Genomic DNA, 23,384 nt, shown 5'->3' with positions numbered 1-23,384 from the left:
CCGGCCCTCTCAAGGAGGGCGCGATGGCAAAGATCCGAGGTACGGGCGGGAACGATCGCCTCCGGGGTACCGGCGGCAAGGACTCGATCTTCGGTCTCGGCGGCAACGACATTCTGATCGGCCTTGCCGGGGCCGATCTGCTCAACGGCGGCTCAGGCAACGACACCCTGAAAGGCGGAGGCGGCAACGACACGCTCGTCGGCGGCAGCGGCAAGGACACGCTGAACGGTCAGGGCGGCAACGACACCTTGAAGGGCGGGGGCGGCAACGACACGCTAATTGGCGGCAGCGGCAAGGACACGCTGAAGGGCGGCAGCGGCAAGGACACGCTGAAGGGCGGCGGGGGCAACGACAAGATCGTCGGCGGCAGTGGCCACGACACGCTCATCGGCGGCGGGGGCAACGACACGCTGATCGGCGGCAGCGGCAAGGACGCGCTGAACGGCGGCGGCGGCAACGACACGCTCAACGGTGGCCACGGCAACGATTCGCTCGACGGGGCCAGCGGTACCGACACGCTCAATGGCGGCGACGGCCACGACACGCTGAATGGCGGTGGCGGCAACGACACGCTCAACGGCGGCGACGGCAATGACACCTTGATCGGCGGTCCTGGCGCCGATGCGCTGAACGGCGGCCCCGGTACGGATACGGCGAGCTACATTAGCTCTCCTGGCGGTGTCTCCGTCGACTTGTCTAACGGATTTACCGCCGGCGTGGACGCGGCGGGCGACACCTTCTCGGGCATCGAGAACCTCACCGGCTCGAACTTCAACGATTTCCTGACCGGTGACGGCGGCGCCAACCACCTGCAAGGCGGAGCAGGAGGCGACCAGCTCGTTGGCGGGGGTGGCGCCGATATCCTGGACGGCGGCAGCGGTCTCGACCTCGCCAATTACTTCTCTTCGCCTTCCGGCGTTAACGTCGATCTTTCCATGCAAACGGCGAATGGGGGGGACGCGACGGGCGACACGCTGATCGGCATCGAAAGCCTTAGGGGCTCTGATTTCAATGACGTCTTGGTCGGCGACGGCGGCTTCAATTCTCTGGAAGGGCGCGATGGCGCCGACACGCTTCAAGGACTCGGCGGCAGCGACACGCTCATCGGCGGTGCTGGCGCCGATACGCTTGATGGCGGGGAGGGCCTCGATTTCGCCTTTTACACAACGTCGCCCGCTGGGGTCACGGTCGACCTTGGCCTCGGCACCGGGAACGGCAGCGACGCGCAGGGAGACACGCTCATCGCCATCGAAAGTGTCTTCGGTTCGACCTTCGACGATATACTTATTGGCGACGGCGGAAATAACACGCTGAACGGCGTAGGCGGCAACGACATACTGATCGGCGGGGGTGGCGCGGATTTTTTGGCCGGCGATGCCGGGCAAGACACCTTTACGTTCCTATTAGTGTCAGATTCGGGCATTGGCGCGGGCAATCGAGACAGGATTTCCGATTTTTCCGAATCCGGCGCCGCCGATCTGATCGATCTGTCCGCCATCGACGCGGACACTCTGACCCCCTTGGACCAGGCGTTCCAGTTCATCGGCAACGCCGACTTCACTGGGGGCCTAAATGGGGAGATTCGCTTCTTCTTCGACGGCACCAACACCATTATTCAGGGCGAGCTCGCTGGCGACCTCGACGCCAATGTCGATTTCGAGATCGAGGCTCTAGGCAACATCAATTTCCTCGCCGGCGACTTCGTGCTGTGATCCGCGCGGCTGCTCGCTTGTCGCGACTCCGGGCGTATGAGCCGCTCGCTTAGACGTTTGCGTCCACGTATGTCTTCAGCTCGGCGAAGTCCATCACTGGCGCGATCTGGTGGACGTTGAGGTCGGTCCACGGCTGGTAGAGCTTCATGACCGCCTCGGCGTCGTCCGCCTCGAAAATCGCCCAGGTCTCCTGTTGCGTGACCGATATCCAGGCGCCGAGGAGCTTGACACCCTTCGGCACGGCGACGCCGTGCTCCTTGAAGCGTTTGATGCTCTCATCGCGATTTTCAGGGTCGATGGTGACGTAGCAGACAAACAGCATGGGCGCCTCCCTGGTGGGTTTTGGCGGGCAGCTCCCCGCAATCCCCATGTTTTCAGGTATGCCGCACCTGCGGCAATAGATTTTTGCCACAATCGGGCCGCTTTGGAACTGCCAAGGGGCGAACGCCGTTTTCCTCTCATTTCAAGAAGGGGACGCACCGCCAATGAATGAAGCGCCGAGAAACATGCCGAGGGCCGAGCCCCATGCCGCCGAGCTCGCCTCCGATCAGGCTGTGGAGAACGCGGCTCTCGCCGGAGCCGCCGCCATCCAGCGCATTGTCGCCGAGCGCAACGCTCTTCGCAGCCGCCTTGGGGCGCAGCACCGGGAAATCGTTGCCCTGCGCTCGATCAACGAGGACCTTCGCCGCCGCCTCATCCTGATCCACCAGCATTACGTCGAGCTGGCAAAGCAGGTCGTCGGCCATTTGGAGCATTTCGACGGCACGGTGCGGGAGGTCGTGCAGGAGGCGCACAATGGCGCGGCCCATCGCGGCGATGCCGCGCCGCCCGCCTCGCTGGTGCAGCGGCTCGCCGAGGCCGATCATGCGGATGAGAACCCTGAGCGGCCCGATCCGGCCCCATCGTCCTGAGTCCAGTAGTCTGTAGCCCGGATGAAGCGCAGCGCAATCCGGGAGCCTCGCGTGAGGGCATCTGCATCCCCGCATTTCGCTTCGCTTCATGCGGGCTACGTGATATGAAAATATTCACAATATTATACTTGACGTACCCACTCCGAAACCCTATATCCAAGGGACAAGGAGGGGGTCATGCCCAAGTCAGTTCTTTCCGATAAGCACTTTCACGATGAAGCTGCGGCCTACCGCTTTGTAGAGAAGCGGGTCTGGCCTGACGGCCCGGTGTGCCCGCACTGCGGCGGCGTGGACCGCATTTCCAAGATGAAGGGCTCCAGCACCCGGATCGGCACTTACAAGTGCTACCAGTGCCGCAAGCCCTTCACCGTGAAGGTCGGGACCGTATTCGAGGCGAGCCACGTCAAGCTGCATCTGTGGCTCCAGGCGATCTTCTTGATGGCCTCCAGCAAGAAGGGTGTCAGCTCTAACCAGCTTCACCGGACCTTGGGCGTCACCCTCAAGACAGCTTGGTTCATGTCTCACCGTATCCGGGAAGCGATGCGCTCGGGCGTGCTAGAGCCTATGGGCGGCGCTGGCAAGATCGTGGAAGCCGATGAGACCTACTACGGCAAGCAAGCCGACCCCAAGCCTTCGCCGCAGCGCCGCGGCCGTCCCTTCACCACTACCGGCAAGGGTTATAGCAAGCGCGCTATCGTGGCTCTGGTAGAGCGCGGCGGTAACGTGCGGTCATTCCACGTTGCCCATGCGAGCACCCTGAACGTCACCAACTTGGTGAGAGAGAACCTTCACCGGGAGACCCGCTTGCACACTGACGAAAGCAAAATCTACATCGGCGTCGGTAAGGAATTCGCCTCACACGAAACCGTCAAGCACTCGGCCAAAGAGTACGTTCGCGGCGATGTGCATACCAACACTGTCGAGAACGTGTTCTCAGTGTTCAAGCGCGGCATGAGGGGCATCTACCAGCACTGTGCAGAAAAGCATCTGCATAGGTATCTTGCCGAGTTCGATTTCCGGTACAATGCGCGCGTGGCGCTTGGCGTGAACGACGAGGCAAGAGCCGACCGCGCGTTGAAGGGGATCGTCGGCAAGCGCCTCACGTACCGATAGCCTAATCAAAGGTGGAAAGCCTTATGGCCTCACCAAAGCGGAAGCAAAAGCCCAAGCCAAGAAAAGGCGTTTCTGAGAAGCCTCAATCCGAACGGTTCAAGGAGACCGCTCGGAAGCTTGAGGCTGACAAGTCGGGGAGCCTGTTCGAGCGGGCGCTGAGGCTCATTGTGCCGCCAAAATCACGGGAAAGTGCCGATTCTTAGAGCCGATTTACCTTGAAGAAACCGACGTGGAATCGCTATAGTTCTGGCCTGAAACAAAGGCCCTTCGCAACGCGTTAATCAGCCAAAATGCACGGCCCCAGAGGAGTAAACTCATGGCTACTCGTGAGGTATGGTTTTATTGATCGGCTTCCAGCCGCAACGAAGGGCGTCTGTTCGTGAACGAGCAGGCGCCCTTAATCTTTGGTGTGGTGAGCCAGGAGGCCGCCGCCCTTATTCTCTCCGTGGCAGTCGCCGCAGGTCTCGGTTGGTGGACGCTATGGTCCCAACGAGACATTGCGCGTGCCCGTCTTACTTTTGAAACTCTTGATCGCAAAAACTGGGACCAGGACTTTATTGAGCAGCGTGTCCAATTTGGCCGGCTACGCCACGCCAAAGACATTGCACGCTACGCCGATCCTGGAAAATGGCCTCCCGAAGAGCGGAACAAATTCCAAGAAGGCATAAAATCGATTCAGGCGATCCTGAATGATTATGAGAACATCGCCATTGGGATTCGTCGTGGCATCCTTGATGAGGAATTTCTGTTCCGCTACATGCAATCTGGCTTGATTCGCGATTGGGAGGCCGCAAGCCCCTACGTCATAGAGCTTCGAAATTTATCTCACATTCCGCACGTCTATGTTGAGTTCGAGGGTTTGGCAGCACAATGGCAGAACAACATGTCTTATCATCGGACGGATCAACCCATGCCCCATCGGAGGCGGGTGGTTAGCATCAAGTGACTGTTCGTAGCCGGAGGCTATTAGTCCGCATCATCTTTTTTAGGTGATGGCTCCTCGACGGGAGTGGCTTCTGTTGCAGCTTGGGTAGTGGCGTCACCTGTAGTCGCCGCCGCCGCTAGTCCAGCCTTAATATACTCTGCAATCGCATCGCTGGCCTTAACCGCCGCCATGCGCTCATCATGCAGTGTATTCTCGTACAGTCCGTATAGAAGGTTCTTTTCCTCTTCCTTGAGCGGATAGATTGGCGTGTCTGCGCCACCGGCTATAAGGACCATATCCGTCTGGCTCCCAACGCCACCCGCTGATTCAGCTCGCGCCTTAGCAAGGAACGTCAGCCAAATGGTGCTGGGCAAATCCCACGTTTTGTCAAAGCCAGACACAACGAACTGCGTTCGCGCCAACGCCTCGCCGGCACCCGTGCAAACGAAGAAAGGCGTGTCATAGCACATGGCGCGCCCGGGATTTTCTACTCTGTAAAGGTGCCCTCCTGTCGAATCGAGCCCCGCAACGATAGCTGTTGAGTCAATTGAAAACGATTGAAGCTGATCAGTGATGATATCTACTTGGTAGTGAGCCATGTCCTTTTGTCGCCGCAGAAAGCTATCAAAGGTCATATTTAAGGGCGAAAGAGTGTGGCGCTCGGCCAGCCCCCGCCGATAGTTTGCGAACTCGTCAGCGTAGGCTTCGGCGATCTCACTCACCTTTAGGTCGGATGTGTTATACCCACCGCCCTTTAGCTTCGCGATGGCGCGTGGAACAACGGCGCCGTGAAGCAGCATATCGCCAGCAAACAGGCCAATCGTGAGAGTAGCCAGGGCAATAGTCTTGGTTTGCGCAGGCTCATACTCTAGCTCGCCTATCGTAATCATCCGATCAGCCGCCGCCACGATGAAGGGACCACCGGGGGTTCCCATCCCGCACACCGCAGCAATGCACACCGTCATCGGTTTCCGACGCTCCTGAACACGCTTCTTGGGTAGAGCCCGCATAGCTCAACCCTCACGCGAGCATAGCGCACCCGGCGTGGGTACGCAAAGTATAATATTGTGAAAATATTCCTAGACCTCCGCATCGCGCGCCGCTACACTGCGAGCACCTCGTCCTTCTGAAGGGGCGTTGCTCTAGAGGCGTCTTGAGTGGCGGGACGGGGTGCGGCGCCTGCGGGTCTCGTTCGCTGCGAGGCACTCGGGCCGCATCGGGGCTCCCCCCGGGGCCACTACGGGCCCCTGTCAGGAGCTGACTGACCGCCCGGAGCCTATCGCCGGTCAACGGAAAGCGGGGCCCGATGCCGAGTAAGACGCCGCAAATGAGCATGCGCTACCGGCCTCTGGCCTACTTGAGCGCATGTGGCGCGCCGGAAGGCGCCCGCGTGTCCTCGCCAAGGACACGACACCATTACGGATTGCGCCGTTCGGCGCGCCACCCCCTCGTGCCTAGAGGGGAGAAAGGAGCATAAGCCGGACGCACCCTGCGCCGCGGCAATGTCGATTCATGCGCGGCGCACCGCCAGGCCGAGGTCAGAAAGCCGCGCAATCTCCTTGATTTTGCGGCCCCGCCCGACCATTCTCCGCGGCAATCGGCAGATGCGGAAGGAGCCTTATGGCGAAGGAAGAAATGCTCGAATTTCCGGGAGTGGTCACCGAACTCCTCCCGAACGCCACCTTTAGGGTGAAGCTCGAGAACGAACACGAGATCATCGCCCATACGGCGGGACGAATGCGCAAGAACCGTATCAGGGTGCTTGCGGGCGACAAGGTTCTAGTCGAGATGACCCCCTATGATCTCACTAAAGGTCGGATCACTTACCGGTTTAAGTAGCAAGCTCGGGCTGAAGCGGAGCGATCCCGCGACGGCTGAGCCTGCGATTCCTTCGCCGCAGAAGGCGAAAGCCTCCGCGCGGACGCCGCGCCGGCGCGCGCCGACGCCAGGATCGAGCTTCCGGCCGAAGCTCGTGCTCGCCTCCGCCTCGCCGCGACGGCTCGCTCTGCTCGAGCAGGCAGGACTCGCGCCCGACGCGCTCCGCCCTGCCTCCGTCGACGAAAGCGTGGCCAAGGGCGAGGTGCCGCGCCACATCGTGCGCCGGCTTGCCCGCGCCAAGGCCGAGGCCGCCCTCAAGATCACCCGCACCGAGCCCGAGTTTGCCAAGTGTTTTCTGTTGGCCGCCGACACCGTGGTGGCCGTCGGCCGCCGCGTGCTCGGCAAGGCCGAGCTCGAGCACGAGGCCGCCGACATGCTCCGCCTGCTGCGCGGCCGCGCACACAAGGTCCACACCGCCATCTGCCTCGTCACCCCCGAGGGCCGTTGGCGCGAACGCGTGGTGGAGACGCGCGTGCGTTTCCGCAATATCTCTGACCAGGAGATCGGCGCTTATCTCGCGAGCGGCGAATGGAAGGGCAAGGCCGGCGGCTATGCTATCCAGGGCATCGCCGGGGCGTGGGTCGTAAAGCTTGTTGGCTCCTACACCAATATCGTTGGCCTGCCGCTGACCGAGGTGGTGAGCCTACTCGCCGGCGAGGGCTATCCGGTGACTCTGTTGTGGCTCTCGAAGGCGGAGGTCGAGACGGAGTGACGGCGCCCTCGCGCAAGCCGGTAGCGCGGCCAGGACCGGCCGGGGATAAGAAGACGACGGCGCCCGTGCAGAAGAAGTCCGGCCGGTGTCCGATCTGCGGCAAGCCCGTTTCCCGCGAGCATCGTCCCTTTTGCAGCAAGCGATGCGCTGAGATCGACCTTGGCCGTTGGCTCAAGGGCGCCTACGCCGTCCCCGGCGCGCCCGCCGCCAAGACCAGCGACGATGAACTGGATTGAGAGGAGGCGACATGGCCTATGAGGCGATCCTCGTCAACGTGCCCTTGGCCAATGCCAAAGTGCAGATCGAGCTTGCCGCGCGCCTTGCCAAAAACTTCGGCGCGCATCTCACGGGCATTTGCGGCCTCACCGAGACGGCTATGCTGCGCAGCGCCCTGCAGAACCCGTTCATTCGCCTCGAGGCGGCCAAGGTCGAAAGTCTGATCGAGCAGGAATCGGTGGAGGCGCTTGCGGCGGAAAAGGTTTTCGACGCCATCGCCGGCAAAGTGGGCGTGGCGCATAGCTGGCTGACCGGCGAGGGGGAGGCGGCCGACATCATCATCCATGCGCTCCGCTTGCAAGATTTGGCAATCGTCGAGCAATGCCGGGATCCGAGCGATCTGTTGTGGGGCCCTGCGGTGCAGATTGCGCTGTCGGGCCATCCCGCTCTGATCGTGCCGCGCGCCTGGACGTCGCCTGAGTTCGGACGCCGCGTTCTCATCGCCTGGAACGGCAGCGCCCAGTCGGCCGCCGCCCTGCGCAAGGCCATGCCGCTGCTTCAGCGCGCCGAGCGCGTCGCGGTCATGATCGGTCAGTCGCGCGCCGCATTTCCCTCGACCATGCGCATGGCGCCGCTCGATGTCATCGCCTATCTGCGCCACCATGGCGTAGCCGCCGAGGTCGGCGCGACCGACACGCCGGAGGAGGGCGCCGGCGAGGCGATCCTGAAGCGTGCCGCCGCCGAAGGCGCCGACCTCATCGTCATGGGCGCCTTCGGCCGGTCCCGCTTCCGGGAATGGGTACTCGGCGGCGCCACCCGCCATGTCCTGGGGCACATGGAGGTCCCGGTGTTCATGGCGCATCAATAGGCGAGACGGGAGGCGCTATTGCCGGTCTCGACACGGGCGGGCCGATTTCCTATAAGCCAGGGCCTTGTGTGGGGCCCCGCCTTTGCGGAAAGCTTTCCGCCTCACCACATGCCCCCAAAGGCAGGCCCAGGTAGCTCAGTTGGTAGAGCAGCGGACTGAAAATCCGCGTGTCGGTGGTTCGATCCCGCCCCTGGGCACCAGAATTTTCTCAATGTTTTCAATGAGTTAAGCAGCAACGTCAGGGGCAGGCGCCGTTTTCCAGAAGATCCCACCCCGCGTCGGTAATGGGAAGGATGGAGATATCGGCGTTCTCGATCTCCTGCTGCAGTGCCTTCTTGAGCAGCTCGATACGCCGGCTTACCTCGGCGATGCTGAGCCCCGCGTCGAAGCTCAGCACCACCTCGACAAAGACGACCCGGCCCGACCGGCGTGACCGGAAGCCGTCCAGCCGGTTGAAGTTCTCGGCATTGCGCCGAAGGATTCGCTCCACTATGTCGCGGACGGCGCCACCGGCGGATTGATCCACAAGATCCGGGACGCTAATCCTCAGCATGGCAATCCCGTTCCAGAGGATGAAGCTCGCGACGAAGACCGAACCGAGCGCATCGGCCCAGGCGACGACAACATTGTCCGTCGACAAGGCCGCGACCGTCATCGCGACGAGGACCACAGTTGAAGAGACGAGCTTCACGCGCCGCGCTTTCAACTGCCCTTGCATGACCACGCTGGCTCTGCCGTCCGAAGCGGCCAAGCGCATCTTGTTCCAGGCCAACAGGTTAATGACGGCGTTGAGCGCGCCAACAATCGCAGCAAGCGCTAGACCGAGCGGCGCACCGACCGTCGCTTGGCCTGAAACAATTGCCGATGCCTTGAAGGCGATCCAGACGGCGGCGCCGAGCATGCCAAGCCCGGTGACCGTATTGGCGATCTGCTCAAGCTTCCCGCCGCCGAACTCCATGTCGAGAAGTTTGTTTCTGTGAACGCGCCACATGACCACATAGACGAAGTACTCGATGACCATCATCAGCGCGAAGCGGATGGACTCTGCGGTGAGGGTCAGCGAGCCGCCGAGTATGCCGACAGGAATCATGATGGCCAGCACGCCTGCGTCGGCCAAGAGTGCAAAGACGAGGGCGCGCTCCTCAGCCGCCTCATGTGGCATGACTTGGGAATCTTTGGCCATTGTCACGCCTACAGCCGGAGACGGGCCTTTAGAATGTCTATGAGACCCACGCCGGGAAAGTCCACATAGGCGGCGCTGCCGATGGGGCAGGCGTCAATGTCCGCGGGCGAGGGGTCCAGCTTGACCAGGACTTGACCGATGCCCGGCTGCCGCCCTTTGGCGATCGCCGCGAGATCGACCTGGCCGATGGTTGCCGCCGCGCCGCGCTTGAGCACGACGGTTCCCTTGCGCACCTCGTGCTCGCCCTCGATCACGATGTCGACTGACGCACCCGGCGGCAACAGCGCGATCTCGACGTCCTGCACCGGCACGTCGACCAGCATGACGCTGCAATCGATCCAGCTCATGACCGGTGTCCCTGGCTGAACCGCCACTCCCGGGGCAGCAATGAGGCTCCACACCATCGCGCCAGGCTTAGCCTCGATCGGCGCGCGCCGATTCCTTTCGTAGAGTGCCTGCGCCTTCTCTAAGACTTCGGCCGCGGTGATGGCGTCGGTCTTGGCGGCCTCGAGTTCCCAAACCGACCGGTTCAGGTTCACCCGGAAATCGTCGAGGCTGCGCAAGGCCACGGCGCCGTCCTCGGCATCGTCGAGGAGCAGTGTGTTGTGTTCAGCCGCCTCCCGGCGTTGCTCCGCACGTTGAAGCTCGCCCTCGAGCCTGATCAACGCCCGTTTCTCCTCGAGAACGGCCGCAGCGGCAACATCGGCGGCAGACTGCGAGGCATAACCGGACGACGATAGTCTGGCGAGGCGCGCCGAGTGCACGCGTGCGAGCCGCAGACGCTCCTTGGTGGTCGTGATGTCGGCGGCGGTGGTTAGGATGCGTGCATCGAGGTCACGCATGAAGGCGGATGCGTAATCCTCCGCCTCCTTCGAGCGCGAGTCGATGGCTACCTGAAGGCTGCCGATGAGCGATTGCAGGGCCGCCACCCGGTTCTCCGCCTTATCGAGATCGGCCTGCGCCTTGGCCAGCGGCGTCGCGTCGGCGAGGGGATTCACGATCGTGGCGATGACGCCGTCCTGCCCGCCGCGCTGGCCCGGGTAAAGCGGGGACTTATCGAAATAGCCCTCAATAGGCGAGGCCGCGACGCTGATCCAGGTGGTGACTGCGGCGTCGCGGATGAAGATCGAGCGGAGATAAGGACCGCCGATCCAAGCGGTGTAAAGCAGGAGGCCGGCAAGGCTTCCCACTACAACGGCCCGCTGCTTCCTCTGCGACTCGCGAGACCCGCCTGGCAGCTGGTCAGAACTTTGACTTAGGGTCTGTTCGCGCGCTTGTTCTGGCGAACGAAGGCGTTTGAGCATGGCAATGTTGCAATCCGCCGCGTGGATGCAGAGCTCCATCGCGGCTTCGAATTAGCAGGGCTGACCCGACTGTCGCCGGTCGAGTCAACTTCACCCATCCCCAATGCGCCCTGGAAGTCTTAAGGATTTCACTTTTTCATTCGTCACCAATTCACCCGCATACCCGCCTTGCCGCCGACGCCGGTGACGTCGTCGCCGAAGGCGACGTCCACCTTGGCGAACACGGCGGTGGTGGCGCTCGGGTTGAAGAAGTTCACGCCGGCCGAGACCTCGCCCCACAAATCGTCGAGATCATCCTCGAAGCGGAACGTCGTGCCGGTCGAGACCAGCGTCGCCTGATTGTCATCTGTGAAGTTGCTCCACAGACTGCCAATGACGAACGGCTCCATGATCGTGCCTTCCCAGGCCTGCATGGTGGTGCCGGCGCGAAGCCCGATCCGCCCGCGCACATTGGCATCATCATCGAACGAGACCGTGTTGCCGCCGAACGCGAAGCCGTCGATATCGACCCACAGTACTTCGATGGTGGCCAGCGGTTCGAGGAAGGCGCCGCGGGTGAATGAGCCGAAGCGGTAGCCGGTGTCGGTTCTGAGACCGACGGTCGAGGCGTCAAGCTCGCTCGGGAAGCCCAAGGTGCCGTTGGCGTCGAGCTCGTAGAGATGCGCGTTCAGCAGGGTATCGACGAACAGCCCACCCTTAAGATAGGTGGCATAAGCGCCGATCTGGCCGCCGTCGAAGTCGAACTCCCGCACGATCGAGTCGTAGTCGAGGCTCGCCTCGATGAAGCCGCCGAGCACGCCGAACACGAGGATGTCGCCGGGCGCCAGCAAGTCCCGCTTGCCGAGATCGAGCCCCATCTGGAAGTCCATGACCTCCAAATCCCGGCCGAGATCGAACTGGTAGGTGCGGCCATACGCCGTGGTGGTCGCCGTGTCGTCGCGGTCGAGCCAACTCCCTGAACCGCGCACCCATGTCGCCGGCGTGATGTTGCTCGGCGGCGCGCCGCCGGCAGGGTCGTAGGCCGGCGCCACGCCGCCGGCCAGCAGCACGCGCAAATCTGCCGTGCGGTCGAACCAGGTGGACGAACCTTGATGCCAGATGTCCTGGGCCGCAGTTACGAGCTGTGGCAGGACGAACGCGTTGGCACCTGGGAAGCTCTTGAACTCCCAGATGCCGCTGCCGGTCGGTGTGAAGAACAGGTCGTAGTCGAAGAAGCCGGTGCTGATGGGCTCAGCCAAGAAAAAGGCATTGGAATTCGGCGTCGCGCCGGTCACGAACACCACCGGGATGCCCACAGGATTGAACACGCCGGGCCCCGCATTGGTGTTGTTCACCTTGACCGCGGTCTTGCCACTCACACTGCCCTCGACGATGAACACGTCTGAGGCCGAACCCGGCCCGCCGAGAGACGCGTCCACCGCCAAGGTCGAGTTGCCCGAGGCAGCGAAGGAGAGGCCGCTGCCGCCCGGCGTGTTGGAGATGGTGAAGGTATCGCCCGGCGCACCGTCCTGGAGCGAGATCAGCCCAGCGCTTTCGAAGCGGTCGAGATTGACGAAAGCGGTTATCTCCGCCGCGCCGGGATTGTCGGCGGTATGCACCGTGCCGCCCGCCTCGTTGCGGAACAGGTCGGTGCCGCCTGGCCCGGTCGCATCGAAATCGCTCGTAAGTCGCGCCTCGAACGTGCCGCCAGCCTGATTGATGAAGCGGTCGTCGGCGTCAAGGGACACAAAGCCCAAGATGGTGCCGGAATTGAAGATCTCCGCACTGCCTGAGCCCGCAGTCCGGATCGCCAGCAGCGACTGACCGGAGATGGTGCCGGAATTGACGATTGTGATGCCGGCATTGCTGAAGGCGTAGATTCCGGCGGCAGTGCCCCCGAAGGCCGTGCCGGAATTGTCGATTATGATCGGGCTGCGGCCGAAATTGCGGGCCAAGATGCCATAGCTGTTGGCGCCGGTCGCCGATGCGGAACCACTGTTCGAGATGCTGATGGCGCCGTGCTGCGCCTGCGCCCGGATGCCCGCCGCATTTTCGCCGTCTGCCGTGACGTCGCCGGTATTCACAATTTTGACGGCGCTGCCCGCCTCGGCGCCGGCGACCAATGCATAGATCGCAAAGGCGTCGACCTGTCCCTTCGTCGCGATGCCGCCGCTGTTCGAGATGGTGATGGGGCCGTCCTGCGCCTGCGCCCGGATGCCCGTTGCAGTGACGCCGTCCGCCGTCAGGTCGCCCGTGTTCACAATGGTGACGGCGCTGCCTAAGCCGGCGGCTGTGGCGTAGAGCGCGTGGGCGCTGGTCCCCCCCTTCGCCGCGATGTCGCCGCTGTTGTGGACCTCGATGGGGGTGGCGGTGCCGTAGCTCCTCGCGGCGATGCCGAAGGCGAAGCCTTTGGGGGCGGTCGCGGCGATGTCGCCGCTGTTTCGAATCTCGATGCTGGCACCATTTTGGCCAGGGCTTGCTACCGCGGTGATGCCCCTCGCGACCGAGTAGAAGCCGTTGGCGGTGGCGTCGATTGCGCCGTCGTTCACGACGACAATTGAATTTGCGCCATAGATTGTGCCGGCGACAAGGCCGTTCGCTACTGAACGGTCGCCGGTCCCCGCCGTAAGGATGAGGTCGCCGCTGTTGCGGATGCGAACTGAGCCGTTTGGGGAGATTGCGCTGATGCCTTCAGCGACCGCCCTAAAGCCGTCTCCGGCTGTCGCCACGATGTCGCCGCCATTGACGATCTCGGCGGTGACCGCGTAGCTAAACCTTGAATCCCTCTGGCTCGAGCATAGTTGCCATTCCCCACCGCCGCGGCAAGATTGCCGCTATTGACGATGCTGAGCGTGGAATTGGCGCTTCCAAGAATGCCGAGAGCAGAGGCAAAGTTGGCATTGCCCCCCTTGACGGTAATGGAGCCGCCGTTGCCGATTGCAGCGGCGCCATCGGCCCCGGCACGAATGCCGTAAACCAAGCCACCATCGGCGCTGACATCCCCACTGTTCTGAATTCCAATGGAGCTGTCCCCGGTATCCGTGCGGGCAGAAATGCCGGCAGCAAGCCCCTGGCCTGCGGCAGTCACCCTGATATCGCCGGCGTTGGCTATGCCGACAGGGCTTTGATTCGCGTAGGCGTAGATGCCGTAGGCCTCGGCCTGGAAGTCGTGCGTGGTGACGGTAATGTCGCCAACGTTGTCGATGCCGATGGGAGCTGAGCTTTCATACGTATAAGCGAATATGCCATAGCCCTGCGCGCGGTCGCCGGTGGTCTCCACGACGATGTGGCCGGCGTTGTCGATGCCGATGGCGCTTCGGCGCGCACGGGCACGAATGCCGAAGGCGTTGGCGTCAATGAAGGTACCGAAGAAATTGACCGGGTCGCCGGAGGTGGTGACCGTGATGTCGCCAACGTTGTCGATGCCGATGGGAGCCGTGCTTCCAAACGTATAGGCATGCAGGCCGAAGCCCTGCGCGCCGTCGCCGGAGGTAGTCACGACGATGTCGCCGGCGTTGTCGATGCCGATGGCACTGTAGGACGTATTGGCAAGCACGCCGAAGGCATCGGCTTCTTGGCCGAAAGTGGTGACTGTGAGGTTCCCGGCGTTGTCGATGCCGACGGGTGCCGCGTTCCCGGACGTCGCGGCGCTCACGCCGTAGGCTAAAGCCTCCACACCCGTGGTGGTGATGTTGATGTCGCCAGAGTTCGCGATGCCAATGGCGCTTCGTCTCGCGAAGGCATAAATGCCGTATCCTGTGGCATAATTGCCGGAGGTGGTTACCGTGATGCCGCCGGCGTTGCCGATGCCGATGGGTGCCCCGCTCTCGTCGGTATAGGCGCGCAGGCCGTAACCCCTAGAGCTGCTGCCGTTGGTGGTGACGAGGACGTCGCCAGAGTTGGTGATGCTGATGGCGCTTTGGGGGGCATAGGCGGAGATGCCACGGCCACTGCCCAGGGCGCCATCGCGAGTCACCGTAATGTCCCCGTGGTTTTCGATTTCGATGGTGCTGTCGACGGCCTGCGTCCCGGCGTAGATGCCGTAGGCAGCGCCGAAGCCGGTGGTGGCGGCGGTGATGTCGCCGTTATTCATGATCTCGATGAAACTGTTCGAGGAGGACGTCTGCGTGAAGATTCCGGCAGCGTCGCCGGCGTTGGAAGCCGTCAGCAATCCGCTGTTGTTGAGAGAGATGGAGTGATCGTTATCGACCGTCGAAAGTCCGATGGCGTTGCCGGCGGCGTTGGTACGCGCTTCGGTGTTGACGCAGATGATCGAGTCATTGATGCCGAGAGCGCTGATTGGACCTGGAGAGGCTGGAGCAGGCGGCGGCCCCACGAGGCAGTCGAACACCGCATGCGCCGGCGCCGGCGCGATCACGCTGCCGATGAGGAATGTCGTGGCGAGGGCCGTGCCGAGCAGAAGCGATGCGCGGTCGGCACGAACCGGCCGCGGCAGGCACGCGGCAACGCGCCCCGGATGTGCGAAACGTCCCCCACGTCTCGCGCTAGGTTGCGTCCCCTGGACGCGTCGCTTGGCGCGACGCATGAAGCCTCCTCAACGGTCCTGGACACCGGGAATGGCGCCCCCCGAAAGAGAGGAGACCCGAATCGGCATTTGCGCTCAATCTTGGCGTTCTATGCGTGCCGGACTTCATAGTGCAGACCGAAGTGAAGTGCCTTTGACGGCGTCAATTGTGACGCGGTCGCCTTAGCGTCCAGGCAGTGCTGCGGCGACTAGCGCTCGCTGCGTCGCACCCGGTATTTGCGGGGCGGGGTCCCGTAACGGGCGGTAAAGGCGTTGATGAAATTGTTGACATGATTGTAACCGACGCGGAAAGCAATGCGCTTGACCGGCAGGTCTTCGTTTTCAAGTGCTTGCCGCGCGTGCTCAAGCCGCTCGTTGCGCAAGGTCTCGAAGACCGTGGTGCCGAACAGCTCCTTGAAGCCCGCGTTCAATGCCTTCTCGTTCAATCCAACCTCCGCAGCAAGGGCGGCAAGCGACGGCGGGTGGCGCATGTTGGCGAGGAGAAGGTCACGCGCTTCGAGAATTGAGGAACGCTCCTTCGGCGACAAGGGGTTCTCTCTCCCGCTCACTCCGCGATCGAGTCGCGCTGTCTGCATGGCAAGCAGCTGTAGGACCACGCCCTCTAGGAACAGAAGGCGCAAGGCACCCCTCAGCTTGGTCGTGAACAATGATCCCGCCGCCTGCCGGACGCGCACGCCGACGGGGACCTCGATGAGCTTGCTCGACACCGCATTTTCGTCGATTAGCGGCGGAAGCATGGCAGGAAGACTTTCGCCGAGCATCTGCCTCACTCTGTCACTACGCAGCATGTAACCCGCAAGCTGCAAGCGCTGGCTCGGCGCGGGACTGAATCGCGCGCGTTTGTCGACAGCCCGGTAGAGCACGGAACATCGGTCGGTGATATCGGTGCTCAAGCCATCGGAGAGCGAGAGCGAAACCTTACCCTTCACCGCAATATTGCTGCAAAGCCAAGCGCTGGGTTCCTCGTGCCGGGGTTCGAGCGTGGGCTCGCCCCAAACGTCGGCCAAGGACAGAAAAACCCACATGCCGGGTCCGATGTCGAGCCGCTCCGTGCTCATCCGCCAATGATCATCGTCGACCTCGACGCGCTCGCTGACCGGTACAGCGCGCTCGTCGTCGTCTTCACGTAGCAGCCAGTCCAGAGCGGCACGAGAATTGGGCATTCCTTTACCCTTTCATCTCCGACAACTATTCGCTCCGGCGATCATACAACGCGAAGGGTTGAGTCGGCCGAACGAATTCGTATTCCTTGCGGTGGGTGGTGAGGCTGCGTTGAGCGGCCGAAGGAGGCCGCATTGGGCCCGATCCCACCCCGGCCTTCGGAGACATTGTGAGTTGAACCAATCTCGGTGGTCGCTGTGGCCGTCGACCGGATAGGCCTATGACGATTAAGATCAACGTTTCCAATCAGATCGAACTTCGGCAGGCGATCTTTCAAGTCTCCAACGACTTCGCCACCGACGGCGTGGTCGCGCACGACTACGCGATCCATATCGTCAGTCCCCATGGCGGCGTTGTCGTCCTCACGCATTTGCTGCCCATCATCCGCGGCGACGGCGTTCATACCATCTCCATCAACGGCAACGGCTTCACCGTCGATGCCGCCAATACCGGTCGTGTGTTCCTCATCGACAGCGGCAAGGTCGAGATCAAGAACGTCGTGATCGCCAACACGCCAACTCGGGGCAATGTCGGTGACGGCGATGCCTGGATGGACGATGGTTTTCGCGTTTGTGCCGACGGTACTGTCGCGGTCAACCGAGGTGCAATCGTCAGCCTGTCCGGTGTGACAGTAGAGAGCGCCGACAGCATGAACGGCGACGACCGACGGCGGACGTCGCATTGGGGTCCCAATGTCTGGCCCGACACTCAGACAAGCAATCCGTCACATCGAGATTTCGCGCAAGTTGCGACAGCCCACGGGAGGATCTGATGGCGAGCTTCGCGACGCGATCCTTCAGATCTCCAACGACTTCGTCACCGACGGCGTGGTCGCCGACGATTACGTCATCAAAATCGTGATCCCACAGCAGACGTGATGCCGATCCGACCGGCACTGCGAACCCCAACAATCGATCGCCCAAGGAGACTGGACAATGCCAACAGTGACCGTCGACATCTTTGAGACTACAAACCACGGCCTGGAGTACAGCGGTCCGGCCGAGACCTGGACCATCGACACGGGCGTCTTGGTCGCCTCACAGGAGATGGACGGCGTAGTCAGCGAGCAAGACGGCAGCACGCTGATCAACAACGGCTATATCTTTGGCGGCAATATCGGCGCCAGGTTCGACAATCCCAACGCCACCATCACCAACAATGCCGGCTACAGCATCGTCGGTTTAGTGGCGGGCATCGTCGCCAATGATGCGAACGCGACCATTTTCAATCACGGCCTGGTGAGTGGTTCTAGCCAGTTCGGCATCTTCGCCAGCAACGGCGCCACCAATTTCGCCCTGACGAACTCCGGCGAGGTCTATGGACGGCAAGGCGGAGTCGCCATCGCTTCGACGGTCGACGGCGGAACGATCAACAATTCCGGTTTTATCCATTCCGGTATCGACGGCGTATTGATCGCCACTGCCAACGGCCTGGCAACCGTCATCGGTAACGCCGCGGGCGGAACCATCGCGGGCAACGTGACCGCGATCCACACGTTGGACACCGGCGGGCGCATCGCACTCACCAATAACGGCAAGATCGACGGCGACATCCTTCTCGAAGCCTCGAGCGGCAACGTCAACGACAGCATCGTCAACCGGGGCAAGATCATCGGCGAGGTCCATCTCGGCGACGGCGCCGATCTGTTCAACGGCAATGCCGGCAAATTCCCGGTCGTCGTGTTCGGCGAGGAAGCCAACGACAAGCTGATCGGCGGCAAGGGCAATGACAAACTCGACGGAGGCGCGGGCGCGGATGTGCTCACCGGAGGCAGAGGCAAGGACCTCCTATTCGGCGGTGCCGACCGGGACCTGTTCGACTTCAACTCGATCAAGGACAGTGTGCGTGGCGGCAAGCGCGACAAGATCCTCGACTTCCAGCGCGGCACCGACGACATCGACCTCAAGGGTATCGATGCCCACAAGGGCGTGTCCGGCAATCAGAAGTTCAAGTGGATCGGCAAGCAGGACTTTCACGACAAGAAGGGCGAGCTCCGCTACGAGGACAAGGGCTCGAAGGTCATTGTTCAGGGCGACGTGAACGGCGACGGCAAGGCCGACTTCGAGATCTGGGTCGGCGTCGGCGCGCTCAGCAAGGGCGACTTCCTGCTATAGAACAAGTCGTCGCGCGCGGCCTGTTTCTTCTTGGAGGATGAACTGGCCGAGCCCCACGCTGCTTGTGGCGACCCATCGCTGGTCACACTCCGAAACCCTAACACGCGGTCGATCGCTTGATGCCGATCAGGCGGAGAAGTGCGGGTACGGATGTGGGTATCGCGACGCGTTGACGCGCACTATCATTCAGCGGAAACAATGGGCTAGTGGGCGACCTCGATTCCGCCCCCGGCACCAGAATTTCTTACTGTGTTCAATGCGCTAGGTGATTTAGACTCTGTTTTAGCAGATTAGCTCTCAACTAGGAGCTTGGGGCTGCGAGTCCTTAGACGCGTCCGGCATATCGTCAGGGGCGTCAATATCGAGAAGCAGCCTCTCGTCCGGAATGAGAACAGGGCAGGAGGAGTCGGCCAGTTCGATCAACAGCCTCTTGCCTCCCTCTGGTCCCGTCAAATCCTCCAACAATCCGAAAAATCGGCGCGGCCAAATCACGGGGTTCCGTTGTTCTCCGGCAGGCGTCGCTGGAAAGACGATCGACGTTCCATCGTATTCCTGAAATTTCGCGCCAAGCCTGTCGATCACGCTCGACGTGAGAAACGGCATATCTCCCGGCACGATTGCGGCGCCGTCCAGCGCCGCCGCGAGCTTCGAAACGCCGAGTGCAATCGATCCGCCCATTCCGTCGCGCCAATCCGCGTTGAAGATGAAGCGGACCTTTAGACCATCGAGTGTGCCTTCTACGGCGGGTGCGTCATGTCCCGTGACGACAAGCACCTCGTCGATGCAGCTCGCGCCAAAGAGGGCGTCGGCCACGACCCGCACCATCGGCTGTCCATTGATCTTAGCGAGAAGCTTGTTGTCTCTTCCAAAACGGGAAGAGCATCCTGCGGCGAGAAGGATCGCGCCGAGCCTCCGCATCAGTTCGCTCCGCGCGCCACCTTGACGATCTCGGCCAAGATCGAGACGGCAATTTCCGCCGGTCCCTTGGCGCCGATGGCGAGCCCGACAGGGGCGTGGATGCGCGCCAGTTGGTCTTCTGCAATGCCGGCGGCTCGCAGACGCTCGAGGCGTTTAGCGTGGGTCTTCCTTGATCCGAGCGCTCCGACATAGAAGCAATCGGAGCGGAGCGCCGCCGCGAGCGCCTCATCGTCAAGGTGCGCGGCATGGGTCAGCGCGACGACCGCCGTCCGTCTGTCGAACGCTGACGCCGCGTAGGAAGGTTCTGGCCACTCTTCCACTATGGTCATGCCGCCAAAGCGCGCTGCGCTCGCGAATGCAGGACGCGGATCGACAATGACGACGTCATAGCCGACGCGGGCGGCCAGGTCGGCAAGGACTTGGGTAATGTGCGTCGCGCCGGCAAGGACGAGCCGGACGGCAGGCATCAAGACGTGGAGAAAGACCTCTCGATCGGTCACTGTGACGATCCCGCTTTCGCCTGCCGAAATCTGCACGGCAAGCTCGCGGTCTTCAGCCGATGTGGGATCGACGAGGCTGCGGTCTCCCGTCGCGAGATTGGTCGCGACAGCGAGCAGGCGCCGTGACCGGCGCGCCGCGAGGATCTGATCTATAAAGTCTCTATCCGAAGCAAGGAGTGGTTCGACGAAGACCTTGATCGAGCCGCCGCAGGGGAGCCCGGCACGCCAAGCGATCTCGTCGGCAATGCCGAACTCGAGAAGCGTGGGTCTAGCGTTCGCGATAACGTCTTGCGCCTCGGCAATGACGTCGATCTCGACACATCCGCCCGACACGGAGCCTTCGAAGCGCCCGTCGGGCGCGACGACGAGCTGCCCGCCGACGGGCACGGGCGCGGAGCCCCACGTGGACACAACGGTCGCCAGCGCGACCGTGTCGAATGCCTCAAGCCAGTCGCGCGCGGCCGAGATGGGTGTGGACTCAGCAGGCCGCTGCGGCTCCACCCTATTCATAGGCCTCCCTCTTGCGGCTTAATCGGGACAGACAGCGCCGGTTTCCACCCAGGCTTTGATCAGAGCTCCGAACTGCTGCTGCGAACCGGGCGCGGGCGTGCGGCCATCTCCAGGATTCCAGCCCCAACCCACCAGCGAATCCTCGGACATGTGATGTATCAAATCGTCAAGGCTCATGCCACCGTTCCTCTCGGGATCCTTGATCTGGACGCAAATCTCGGTGAGCGACTTGCCTTGCCACGCCATCTCGATGGGTGCCAGATGCCAGAGCGGGTGCCCCGGTACGCCGGCCAGTTCGACATTGGCGCGCTGATGGCACGTCTGGCACTGCATCCCGACCACGCCGAAGCCGCCGGCCCCGCGCAGCACCAGCGGCAAGTGCGGATGGCCGTCCTCGCCTTGAGAAGGCCGGTCGCCTGCCGGATGGCAGTTCAGGCATCTCGGATGCTGGATGACCTTGCCCGCTTCGGTGAACAGGGCGACTGAGCGCTCGCTCTCGTCGGTAATCGCAAAGAAGTCGTTGACCGGCTTCAGCGAGTCGTCTTCGGCCTTGGGTTGCGCCAGCGACAAACCGATGCCTGCCGCAAGGACCATCAAGCCCGTACCAAGCGCCATCAGTAGCGCGCGCATGTCCTGTTGCCCCTAAACTTTCAACTGATCCGAATTGAGCGGGGGCTTGCGCAGCCTCACACCCGTCGCGGCGTACACTGCGTTGAAAACGGCCGGCACCAGTGCCGAGGTTCCGGGCTCGCCAATGCCGCCCGGCGCTTCGCTGCTCTTGATGATGTGAACGTCGATCTGCGGCATGTCGTTGATATGCGGGGCGCGGTAATTGTGGAAATTGCTCTGCTGGACCCGGCCATCCTTGAGTGTGATCTCATCGAACAGCGCCGCGCTGAGGCCGTAGACGATGGCGCTTTGCACCTGCGCTTCGATGGTGTTCGGGTTGATTGCGACACCGCAATCTACCGCGCAGGTGACACGCTTGACCCGAACTTCGCCAGCTTTGGAAACCGCCACTTCGGCAACCTGCGCCATGAAAGTTCCGAACACGGTCTGCACCGCGATGCCGCGACCTGACCTTTCCGGCAGAGGCCCGCCCCATCCGGCCTTTTCCGCCGCAAGTTCGAGCACGGCGAGCGCACGAGGCGATTTGGCGAGTAGCGCGCGACGATAGTCCAAGGGATCTTTCTTGGTCGCCGCAGCGCACTCATCGATGAAGCTCTCGACCACGAAGATGTTGTGGGAAGGCCCCACACTTCGCCAGAAGGCCGTCGGAATCCCTTGCGGCTCGTGCCGCACATATTGAAGTCTCACGTTGGGAATCGCGTAGGGCATTTCAAGGGCGCCATCGACCGTGTCGAAGTCGTAACCGTCCTTGAAGGCAGGCGACGCCCAACGCGCGATGACCGATGACCCGCAAATGCGATGGCTCCAGGCGACCGGTATGCCGTTTGAGTCGAGTCCCGCGTCCAGCCGATCATAAAAGTACGGCCGGTACATGCCGTGCTGGATATCCTCCTCGCGGCTCCAGATGATCTTCACCGGCCCCTCGACCTGCTTGGCGAGTTCCACGGCCTTGGCGATAAAGTCGATCTCCAGGCGTCGGCCGAAACCTCCGCCGAGCATGTGGTTGTGCACGACGACCTTTTCGGATGGAAGACCCGTCAACTCGGCGGCGACGGCTTGCGCGCGGCCGATGACCTGGGTTCCGACCCAGATGTCGCAACCGTCCTCGCGCACGTGGACAGTGCAATTGAGGGGTTCCATCGTGGTGTGCGCGAGGAAGGGAACCTGGTATATCGCATCCAAGGTCTGCTCCGCGCCGTCTAACGCTTTTGGCACGTCGCCGTCGTGGCGGACGAGCACGCCCTCCGCTTCGGAAGCCTTCGCCATGTCGGCAACGATGTCGTCCGTCGTCAATTTGGCGTTGGGACCATCGTCCCATACGATCTCCAGCGCTGCCAAGCCTTTCTTCGCCGCGCCTGTATTCGTGGCGACGACGGCCACGGTGTCGTCGGTCTGCACGACTTGGAGGACATCCTTCACCTCGAGCGCCTTGCTGTCGTCCACGCTCTTGAGCTTGCCGCCGAACACCGGACAGATCGCCAGCGTCGCAATCTTCATGTCCGGCACCTTGGCGTCGATGCCGTAGACGGCCTTGCCGTTGACCTTGTCCGGCGTGTCGAGCCGCTTGGCGGGCGTGCCGATCAATTTGAAGGTGCTCGGTTCCTTCAGCGCGACGTCCTTGGGCACGGACATCGTTGCCGCCTTATTGGCCAACGCGCCATAGCCGAGCTTCCGTCCGGTAGCATCGTGGATCACCTTGCCGTTCTCGGCACGGCAGCTCGCGGGCTCGACGTTCCACGTCGCGGCCGCCGCGGCGATGAGCATCTCCCGCGCTGTGGCCCCGGACTTGCGAAGCGGTTCGTAAAACGCGCGGATCGAGGTCGAGCCGCCGGTCACCTGAAACCCGACGAGATTGTTGCTATAGAGCGTGTGGTTCGGTGGCGCCTGTTCCGTACCGACCTGAGAGAGATTGACCTCGAGTTCCTCAGCGACGAGCATCGGACAGGACGTGAAGGTTCCCTGACCCATCTCGACCTGAGGAACGATGATGGTCACGCGACCGTCTTGGCCGATGCGGATGAAACCATCAGGCGCGAAGCCTTCGGCCGCGGCGGCCTCTCCGAGCGCCGCAAAGCGCGATGGCATGCTGAAGGCAATGAGCAAACCGCCGCCGACGGCGGCACTGGCGCGCAAGAAGCCCCGCCGGGAGAGACCTTCCGATTGAACGGCCCCTCGTTTGTGATCCGTGGAATGCAGCGACACGG

The 23,384-nt window shown here is 62.4% G+C and carries 22 protein-coding genes and 1 tRNA gene; 12 read left to right on the top strand and 11 right to left on the bottom strand.

Going from position 1 to position 23,384, the window contains the following annotated elements; translation table 11 throughout:
* The first annotated feature begins 23 nt into the window (after positions 1-23).
* Positions 24-1,712, top strand: a complete 1,689-nt coding sequence (locus ACRECX_RS03135; RefSeq protein ID WP_431557350.1) for a calcium-binding protein — start codon at positions 24-26, stop codon at positions 1,710-1,712.
* Between the two features lie 49 nt (positions 1,713-1,761).
* On the opposite strand, the gene ACRECX_RS03130 is transcribed toward ACRECX_RS03135, so the two are convergent.
* Positions 1,762-2,034, bottom strand: coding sequence for a DUF3303 domain-containing protein (locus ACRECX_RS03130; protein WP_431557349.1), 273 nt, complete (start codon positions 2,032-2,034; stop codon positions 1,762-1,764).
* Positions 2,035-2,218: 184 nt separating this feature from the next.
* Here ACRECX_RS03130 and ACRECX_RS03125 point away from each other — a divergent pair, with 184 nt between their 5' ends.
* The 3 genes from ACRECX_RS03125 (at position 2,219) to ACRECX_RS03115 (ending at position 4,682) form a co-directional block, all read left to right on the top strand.
* A complete protein-coding gene (locus tag ACRECX_RS03125) occupies positions 2,219-2,623 on the top strand; it encodes a hypothetical protein (RefSeq protein ID WP_431557348.1) in 405 nt (134 codons plus the stop codon).
* 177 nt (positions 2,624-2,800) lie between these two features.
* A complete protein-coding gene (locus tag ACRECX_RS03120) occupies positions 2,801-3,736 on the top strand; it encodes an IS1595 family transposase (RefSeq protein WP_431557347.1) in 936 nt (311 codons plus the stop codon).
* Between the two features lie 379 nt (positions 3,737-4,115).
* A complete protein-coding gene (locus ACRECX_RS03115; protein ID WP_431557346.1) occupies positions 4,116-4,682 on the top strand; it encodes a DUF4760 domain-containing protein in 567 nt (188 codons plus the stop codon).
* Between the two features lie 20 nt (positions 4,683-4,702).
* On the opposite strand, the gene ACRECX_RS03110 is transcribed toward ACRECX_RS03115, so the two are convergent.
* Positions 4,703-5,626: a hypothetical protein gene (locus tag ACRECX_RS03110; protein WP_431557345.1), complete on the bottom strand. Its 924-nt coding sequence runs from the start codon at positions 5,624-5,626 to the stop codon at positions 4,703-4,705.
* A gap of 655 nt (positions 5,627-6,281) precedes the next feature.
* Between ACRECX_RS03110 and infA the strand changes: the two genes are divergently transcribed.
* The 5 genes from infA to ACRECX_RS03085 all read left to right on the top strand — a co-directional run bounded on the left by infA (position 6,282) and on the right by ACRECX_RS03085 (position 8,535).
* The gene (gene infA / locus ACRECX_RS03105) at positions 6,282-6,500 is read left to right on the top strand and encodes a translation initiation factor IF-1 (protein WP_045365920.1); all 219 of its coding nucleotides are present in this window, start codon (positions 6,282-6,284) and stop codon (positions 6,498-6,500) included.
* The gene (locus tag ACRECX_RS03100; RefSeq protein WP_431557344.1) at positions 6,460-7,251 is read left to right on the top strand and encodes a Maf family nucleotide pyrophosphatase; all 792 of its coding nucleotides are present in this window, start codon (positions 6,460-6,462) and stop codon (positions 7,249-7,251) included. The genes infA and ACRECX_RS03100 overlap by 41 nt, the downstream gene beginning before the upstream one ends.
* Entirely contained in the window at positions 7,248-7,487 is a 240-nt protein-coding gene (gene yacG, locus ACRECX_RS03095; RefSeq protein ID WP_431557343.1) for a DNA gyrase inhibitor YacG, read from the top strand. The genes ACRECX_RS03100 and yacG overlap by 4 nt, the downstream gene beginning before the upstream one ends.
* An 11-nt stretch (positions 7,488-7,498) precedes the next feature.
* Complete coding sequence (locus ACRECX_RS03090) at positions 7,499-8,335, top strand: universal stress protein (protein WP_431557342.1); 837 nt, start codon at positions 7,499-7,501, stop codon at positions 8,333-8,335.
* A 124-nt stretch (positions 8,336-8,459) separates the two neighbouring features.
* Positions 8,460-8,535: transfer RNA gene (locus tag ACRECX_RS03085), tRNA-Phe, on the top strand.
* 38 nt (positions 8,536-8,573) lie between these two features.
* Here the strand turns inward: ACRECX_RS03085 and ACRECX_RS03080 are convergent.
* From ACRECX_RS03080 to ACRECX_RS03060, 5 genes are all read right to left on the bottom strand, one after another.
* Entirely contained in the window at positions 8,574-9,497 is a 924-nt protein-coding gene (locus ACRECX_RS03080; protein ID WP_431557437.1) for a cation diffusion facilitator family transporter, read from the bottom strand.
* Positions 9,498-9,526: 29 nt separating this feature from the next.
* A complete protein-coding gene (locus tag ACRECX_RS03075; RefSeq protein ID WP_431557341.1) occupies positions 9,527-10,708 on the bottom strand; it encodes a hypothetical protein in 1,182 nt (393 codons plus the stop codon).
* Positions 10,709-10,965: 257 nt separating this feature from the next.
* Positions 10,966-12,420, bottom strand: a complete 1,455-nt coding sequence (locus ACRECX_RS03070) for an autotransporter domain-containing protein (RefSeq protein ID WP_431557436.1) — start codon at positions 12,418-12,420, stop codon at positions 10,966-10,968.
* Between the two features lie 980 nt (positions 12,421-13,400).
* A complete protein-coding gene (locus ACRECX_RS03065) occupies positions 13,401-15,347 on the bottom strand; it encodes a hypothetical protein (protein ID WP_431557340.1) in 1,947 nt (648 codons plus the stop codon).
* Positions 15,348-15,535: 188 nt separating this feature from the next.
* Complete coding sequence (locus ACRECX_RS03060) at positions 15,536-16,510, bottom strand: helix-turn-helix transcriptional regulator (RefSeq protein ID WP_431557339.1); 975 nt, start codon at positions 16,508-16,510, stop codon at positions 15,536-15,538.
* Positions 16,511-16,728: 218 nt separating this feature from the next.
* Between ACRECX_RS03060 and ACRECX_RS03055 the strand changes: the two genes are divergently transcribed.
* Genes ACRECX_RS03055 through ACRECX_RS03045 form a run of 3 tightly spaced genes read left to right on the top strand, consistent with a single transcriptional unit; the run spans position 16,729 to position 18,622 of the window.
* Positions 16,729-17,280 (top strand): hypothetical protein, encoded by a 552-nt coding sequence (locus ACRECX_RS03055; protein WP_431557338.1) that lies wholly within the window; start codon positions 16,729-16,731, stop codon positions 17,278-17,280.
* Entirely contained in the window at positions 17,255-17,386 is a 132-nt protein-coding gene (locus ACRECX_RS03050; protein ID WP_431557337.1) for a hypothetical protein, read from the top strand. Before ACRECX_RS03055 ends, ACRECX_RS03050 begins: the two co-directional genes overlap by 26 nt.
* Before the next feature lie 57 nt (positions 17,387-17,443).
* Positions 17,444-18,622 carry a calcium-binding protein gene (locus tag ACRECX_RS03045; protein ID WP_431557336.1) on the top strand — a complete coding sequence of 393 codons (1,179 nt, stop codon included), beginning with the start codon at positions 17,444-17,446 and terminating at the stop codon, positions 18,620-18,622.
* Between the two features lie 297 nt (positions 18,623-18,919).
* Here ACRECX_RS03045 and ACRECX_RS03040 read toward each other — a convergent pair whose 3' ends face one another.
* From ACRECX_RS03040 to ACRECX_RS03025, 4 genes are read right to left on the bottom strand one after another with little or no spacing between them, the layout of a single operon-like run.
* Positions 18,920-19,540 (bottom strand): nucleotidyltransferase family protein, encoded by a 621-nt coding sequence (locus ACRECX_RS03040; protein ID WP_431557335.1) that lies wholly within the window; start codon positions 19,538-19,540, stop codon positions 18,920-18,922.
* A complete protein-coding gene (locus ACRECX_RS03035) occupies positions 19,540-20,550 on the bottom strand; it encodes an XdhC family protein (RefSeq protein WP_431557334.1) in 1,011 nt (336 codons plus the stop codon). Before ACRECX_RS03035 ends, ACRECX_RS03040 begins: the two co-directional genes overlap by 1 nt.
* A gap of 18 nt (positions 20,551-20,568) precedes the next feature.
* Positions 20,569-21,180: an Isoquinoline 1-oxidoreductase subunit gene (locus ACRECX_RS03030; RefSeq protein ID WP_431557333.1), complete on the bottom strand. Its 612-nt coding sequence runs from the start codon at positions 21,178-21,180 to the stop codon at positions 20,569-20,571.
* 12 nt (positions 21,181-21,192) lie between these two features.
* Positions 21,193-23,382, bottom strand: coding sequence for a molybdopterin cofactor-binding domain-containing protein (locus ACRECX_RS03025; protein ID WP_431557332.1), 2,190 nt, complete (start codon positions 23,380-23,382; stop codon positions 21,193-21,195).
* Positions 23,383-23,384: the final 2 nt, after the last annotated feature.

It is taken from the genome of Methyloceanibacter sp., assembly GCF_050726195.1.
Taxonomy (GTDB): Bacteria; Pseudomonadota; Alphaproteobacteria; order Rhizobiales; family Methyloligellaceae; genus Methyloceanibacter.
Note: the sequence above shows the minus strand (reverse complement) of the source record. Positions and strands in the feature narration are given on the sequence as shown.

Excerpts from the sequence above, each read along its gene's own strand:
- ACRECX_RS03090 (WP_431557342.1), top strand. The coding sequence starts at position 7,499 with ATGGCCTATGAGGCGATCCTCGTCAACGTGCCCTTGGCCAATGCCAAA.
- ACRECX_RS03040 (WP_431557335.1), bottom strand. The coding sequence starts at position 19,540 with ATGCGGAGGCTCGGCGCGATCCTTCTCGCCGCAGGATGCTCTTCCCGT.
- ACRECX_RS03110 (WP_431557345.1), bottom strand. The coding sequence starts at position 5,626 with ATGACGGTGTGCATTGCTGCGGTGTGCGGGATGGGAACCCCCGGTGGT.
- ACRECX_RS03060 (WP_431557339.1), bottom strand. The coding sequence starts at position 16,510 with ATGCCCAATTCTCGTGCCGCTCTGGACTGGCTGCTACGTGAAGACGAC.
- ACRECX_RS03135 (WP_431557350.1), top strand. The coding sequence starts at position 24 with ATGGCAAAGATCCGAGGTACGGGCGGGAACGATCGCCTCCGGGGTACC.
- ACRECX_RS03035 (WP_431557334.1), bottom strand. The coding sequence starts at position 20,550 with ATGAATAGGGTGGAGCCGCAGCGGCCTGCTGAGTCCACACCCATCTCG.
- ACRECX_RS03065 (WP_431557340.1), bottom strand. The coding sequence starts at position 15,347 with ATGCGTCGCGCCAAGCGACGCGTCCAGGGGACGCAACCTAGCGCGAGA.
- ACRECX_RS03045 (WP_431557336.1), top strand. The coding sequence starts at position 17,444 with ATGCCAACAGTGACCGTCGACATCTTTGAGACTACAAACCACGGCCTG.
- ACRECX_RS03100 (WP_431557344.1), top strand. The coding sequence starts at position 6,460 with ATGATCTCACTAAAGGTCGGATCACTTACCGGTTTAAGTAGCAAGCTC.
- infA (WP_045365920.1), top strand. The coding sequence starts at position 6,282 with ATGGCGAAGGAAGAAATGCTCGAATTTCCGGGAGTGGTCACCGAACTC.
- ACRECX_RS03130 (WP_431557349.1), bottom strand. The coding sequence starts at position 2,034 with ATGCTGTTTGTCTGCTACGTCACCATCGACCCTGAAAATCGCGATGAG.
- ACRECX_RS03080 (WP_431557437.1), bottom strand. The coding sequence starts at position 9,497 with ATGCCACATGAGGCGGCTGAGGAGCGCGCCCTCGTCTTTGCACTCTTG.
- ACRECX_RS03055 (WP_431557338.1), top strand. The coding sequence starts at position 16,729 with ATGACGATTAAGATCAACGTTTCCAATCAGATCGAACTTCGGCAGGCG.
- ACRECX_RS03125 (WP_431557348.1), top strand. The coding sequence starts at position 2,219 with ATGCCGAGGGCCGAGCCCCATGCCGCCGAGCTCGCCTCCGATCAGGCT.
- ACRECX_RS03120 (WP_431557347.1), top strand. The coding sequence starts at position 2,801 with ATGCCCAAGTCAGTTCTTTCCGATAAGCACTTTCACGATGAAGCTGCG.
- ACRECX_RS03030 (WP_431557333.1), bottom strand. The coding sequence starts at position 21,180 with ATGCGCGCGCTACTGATGGCGCTTGGTACGGGCTTGATGGTCCTTGCG.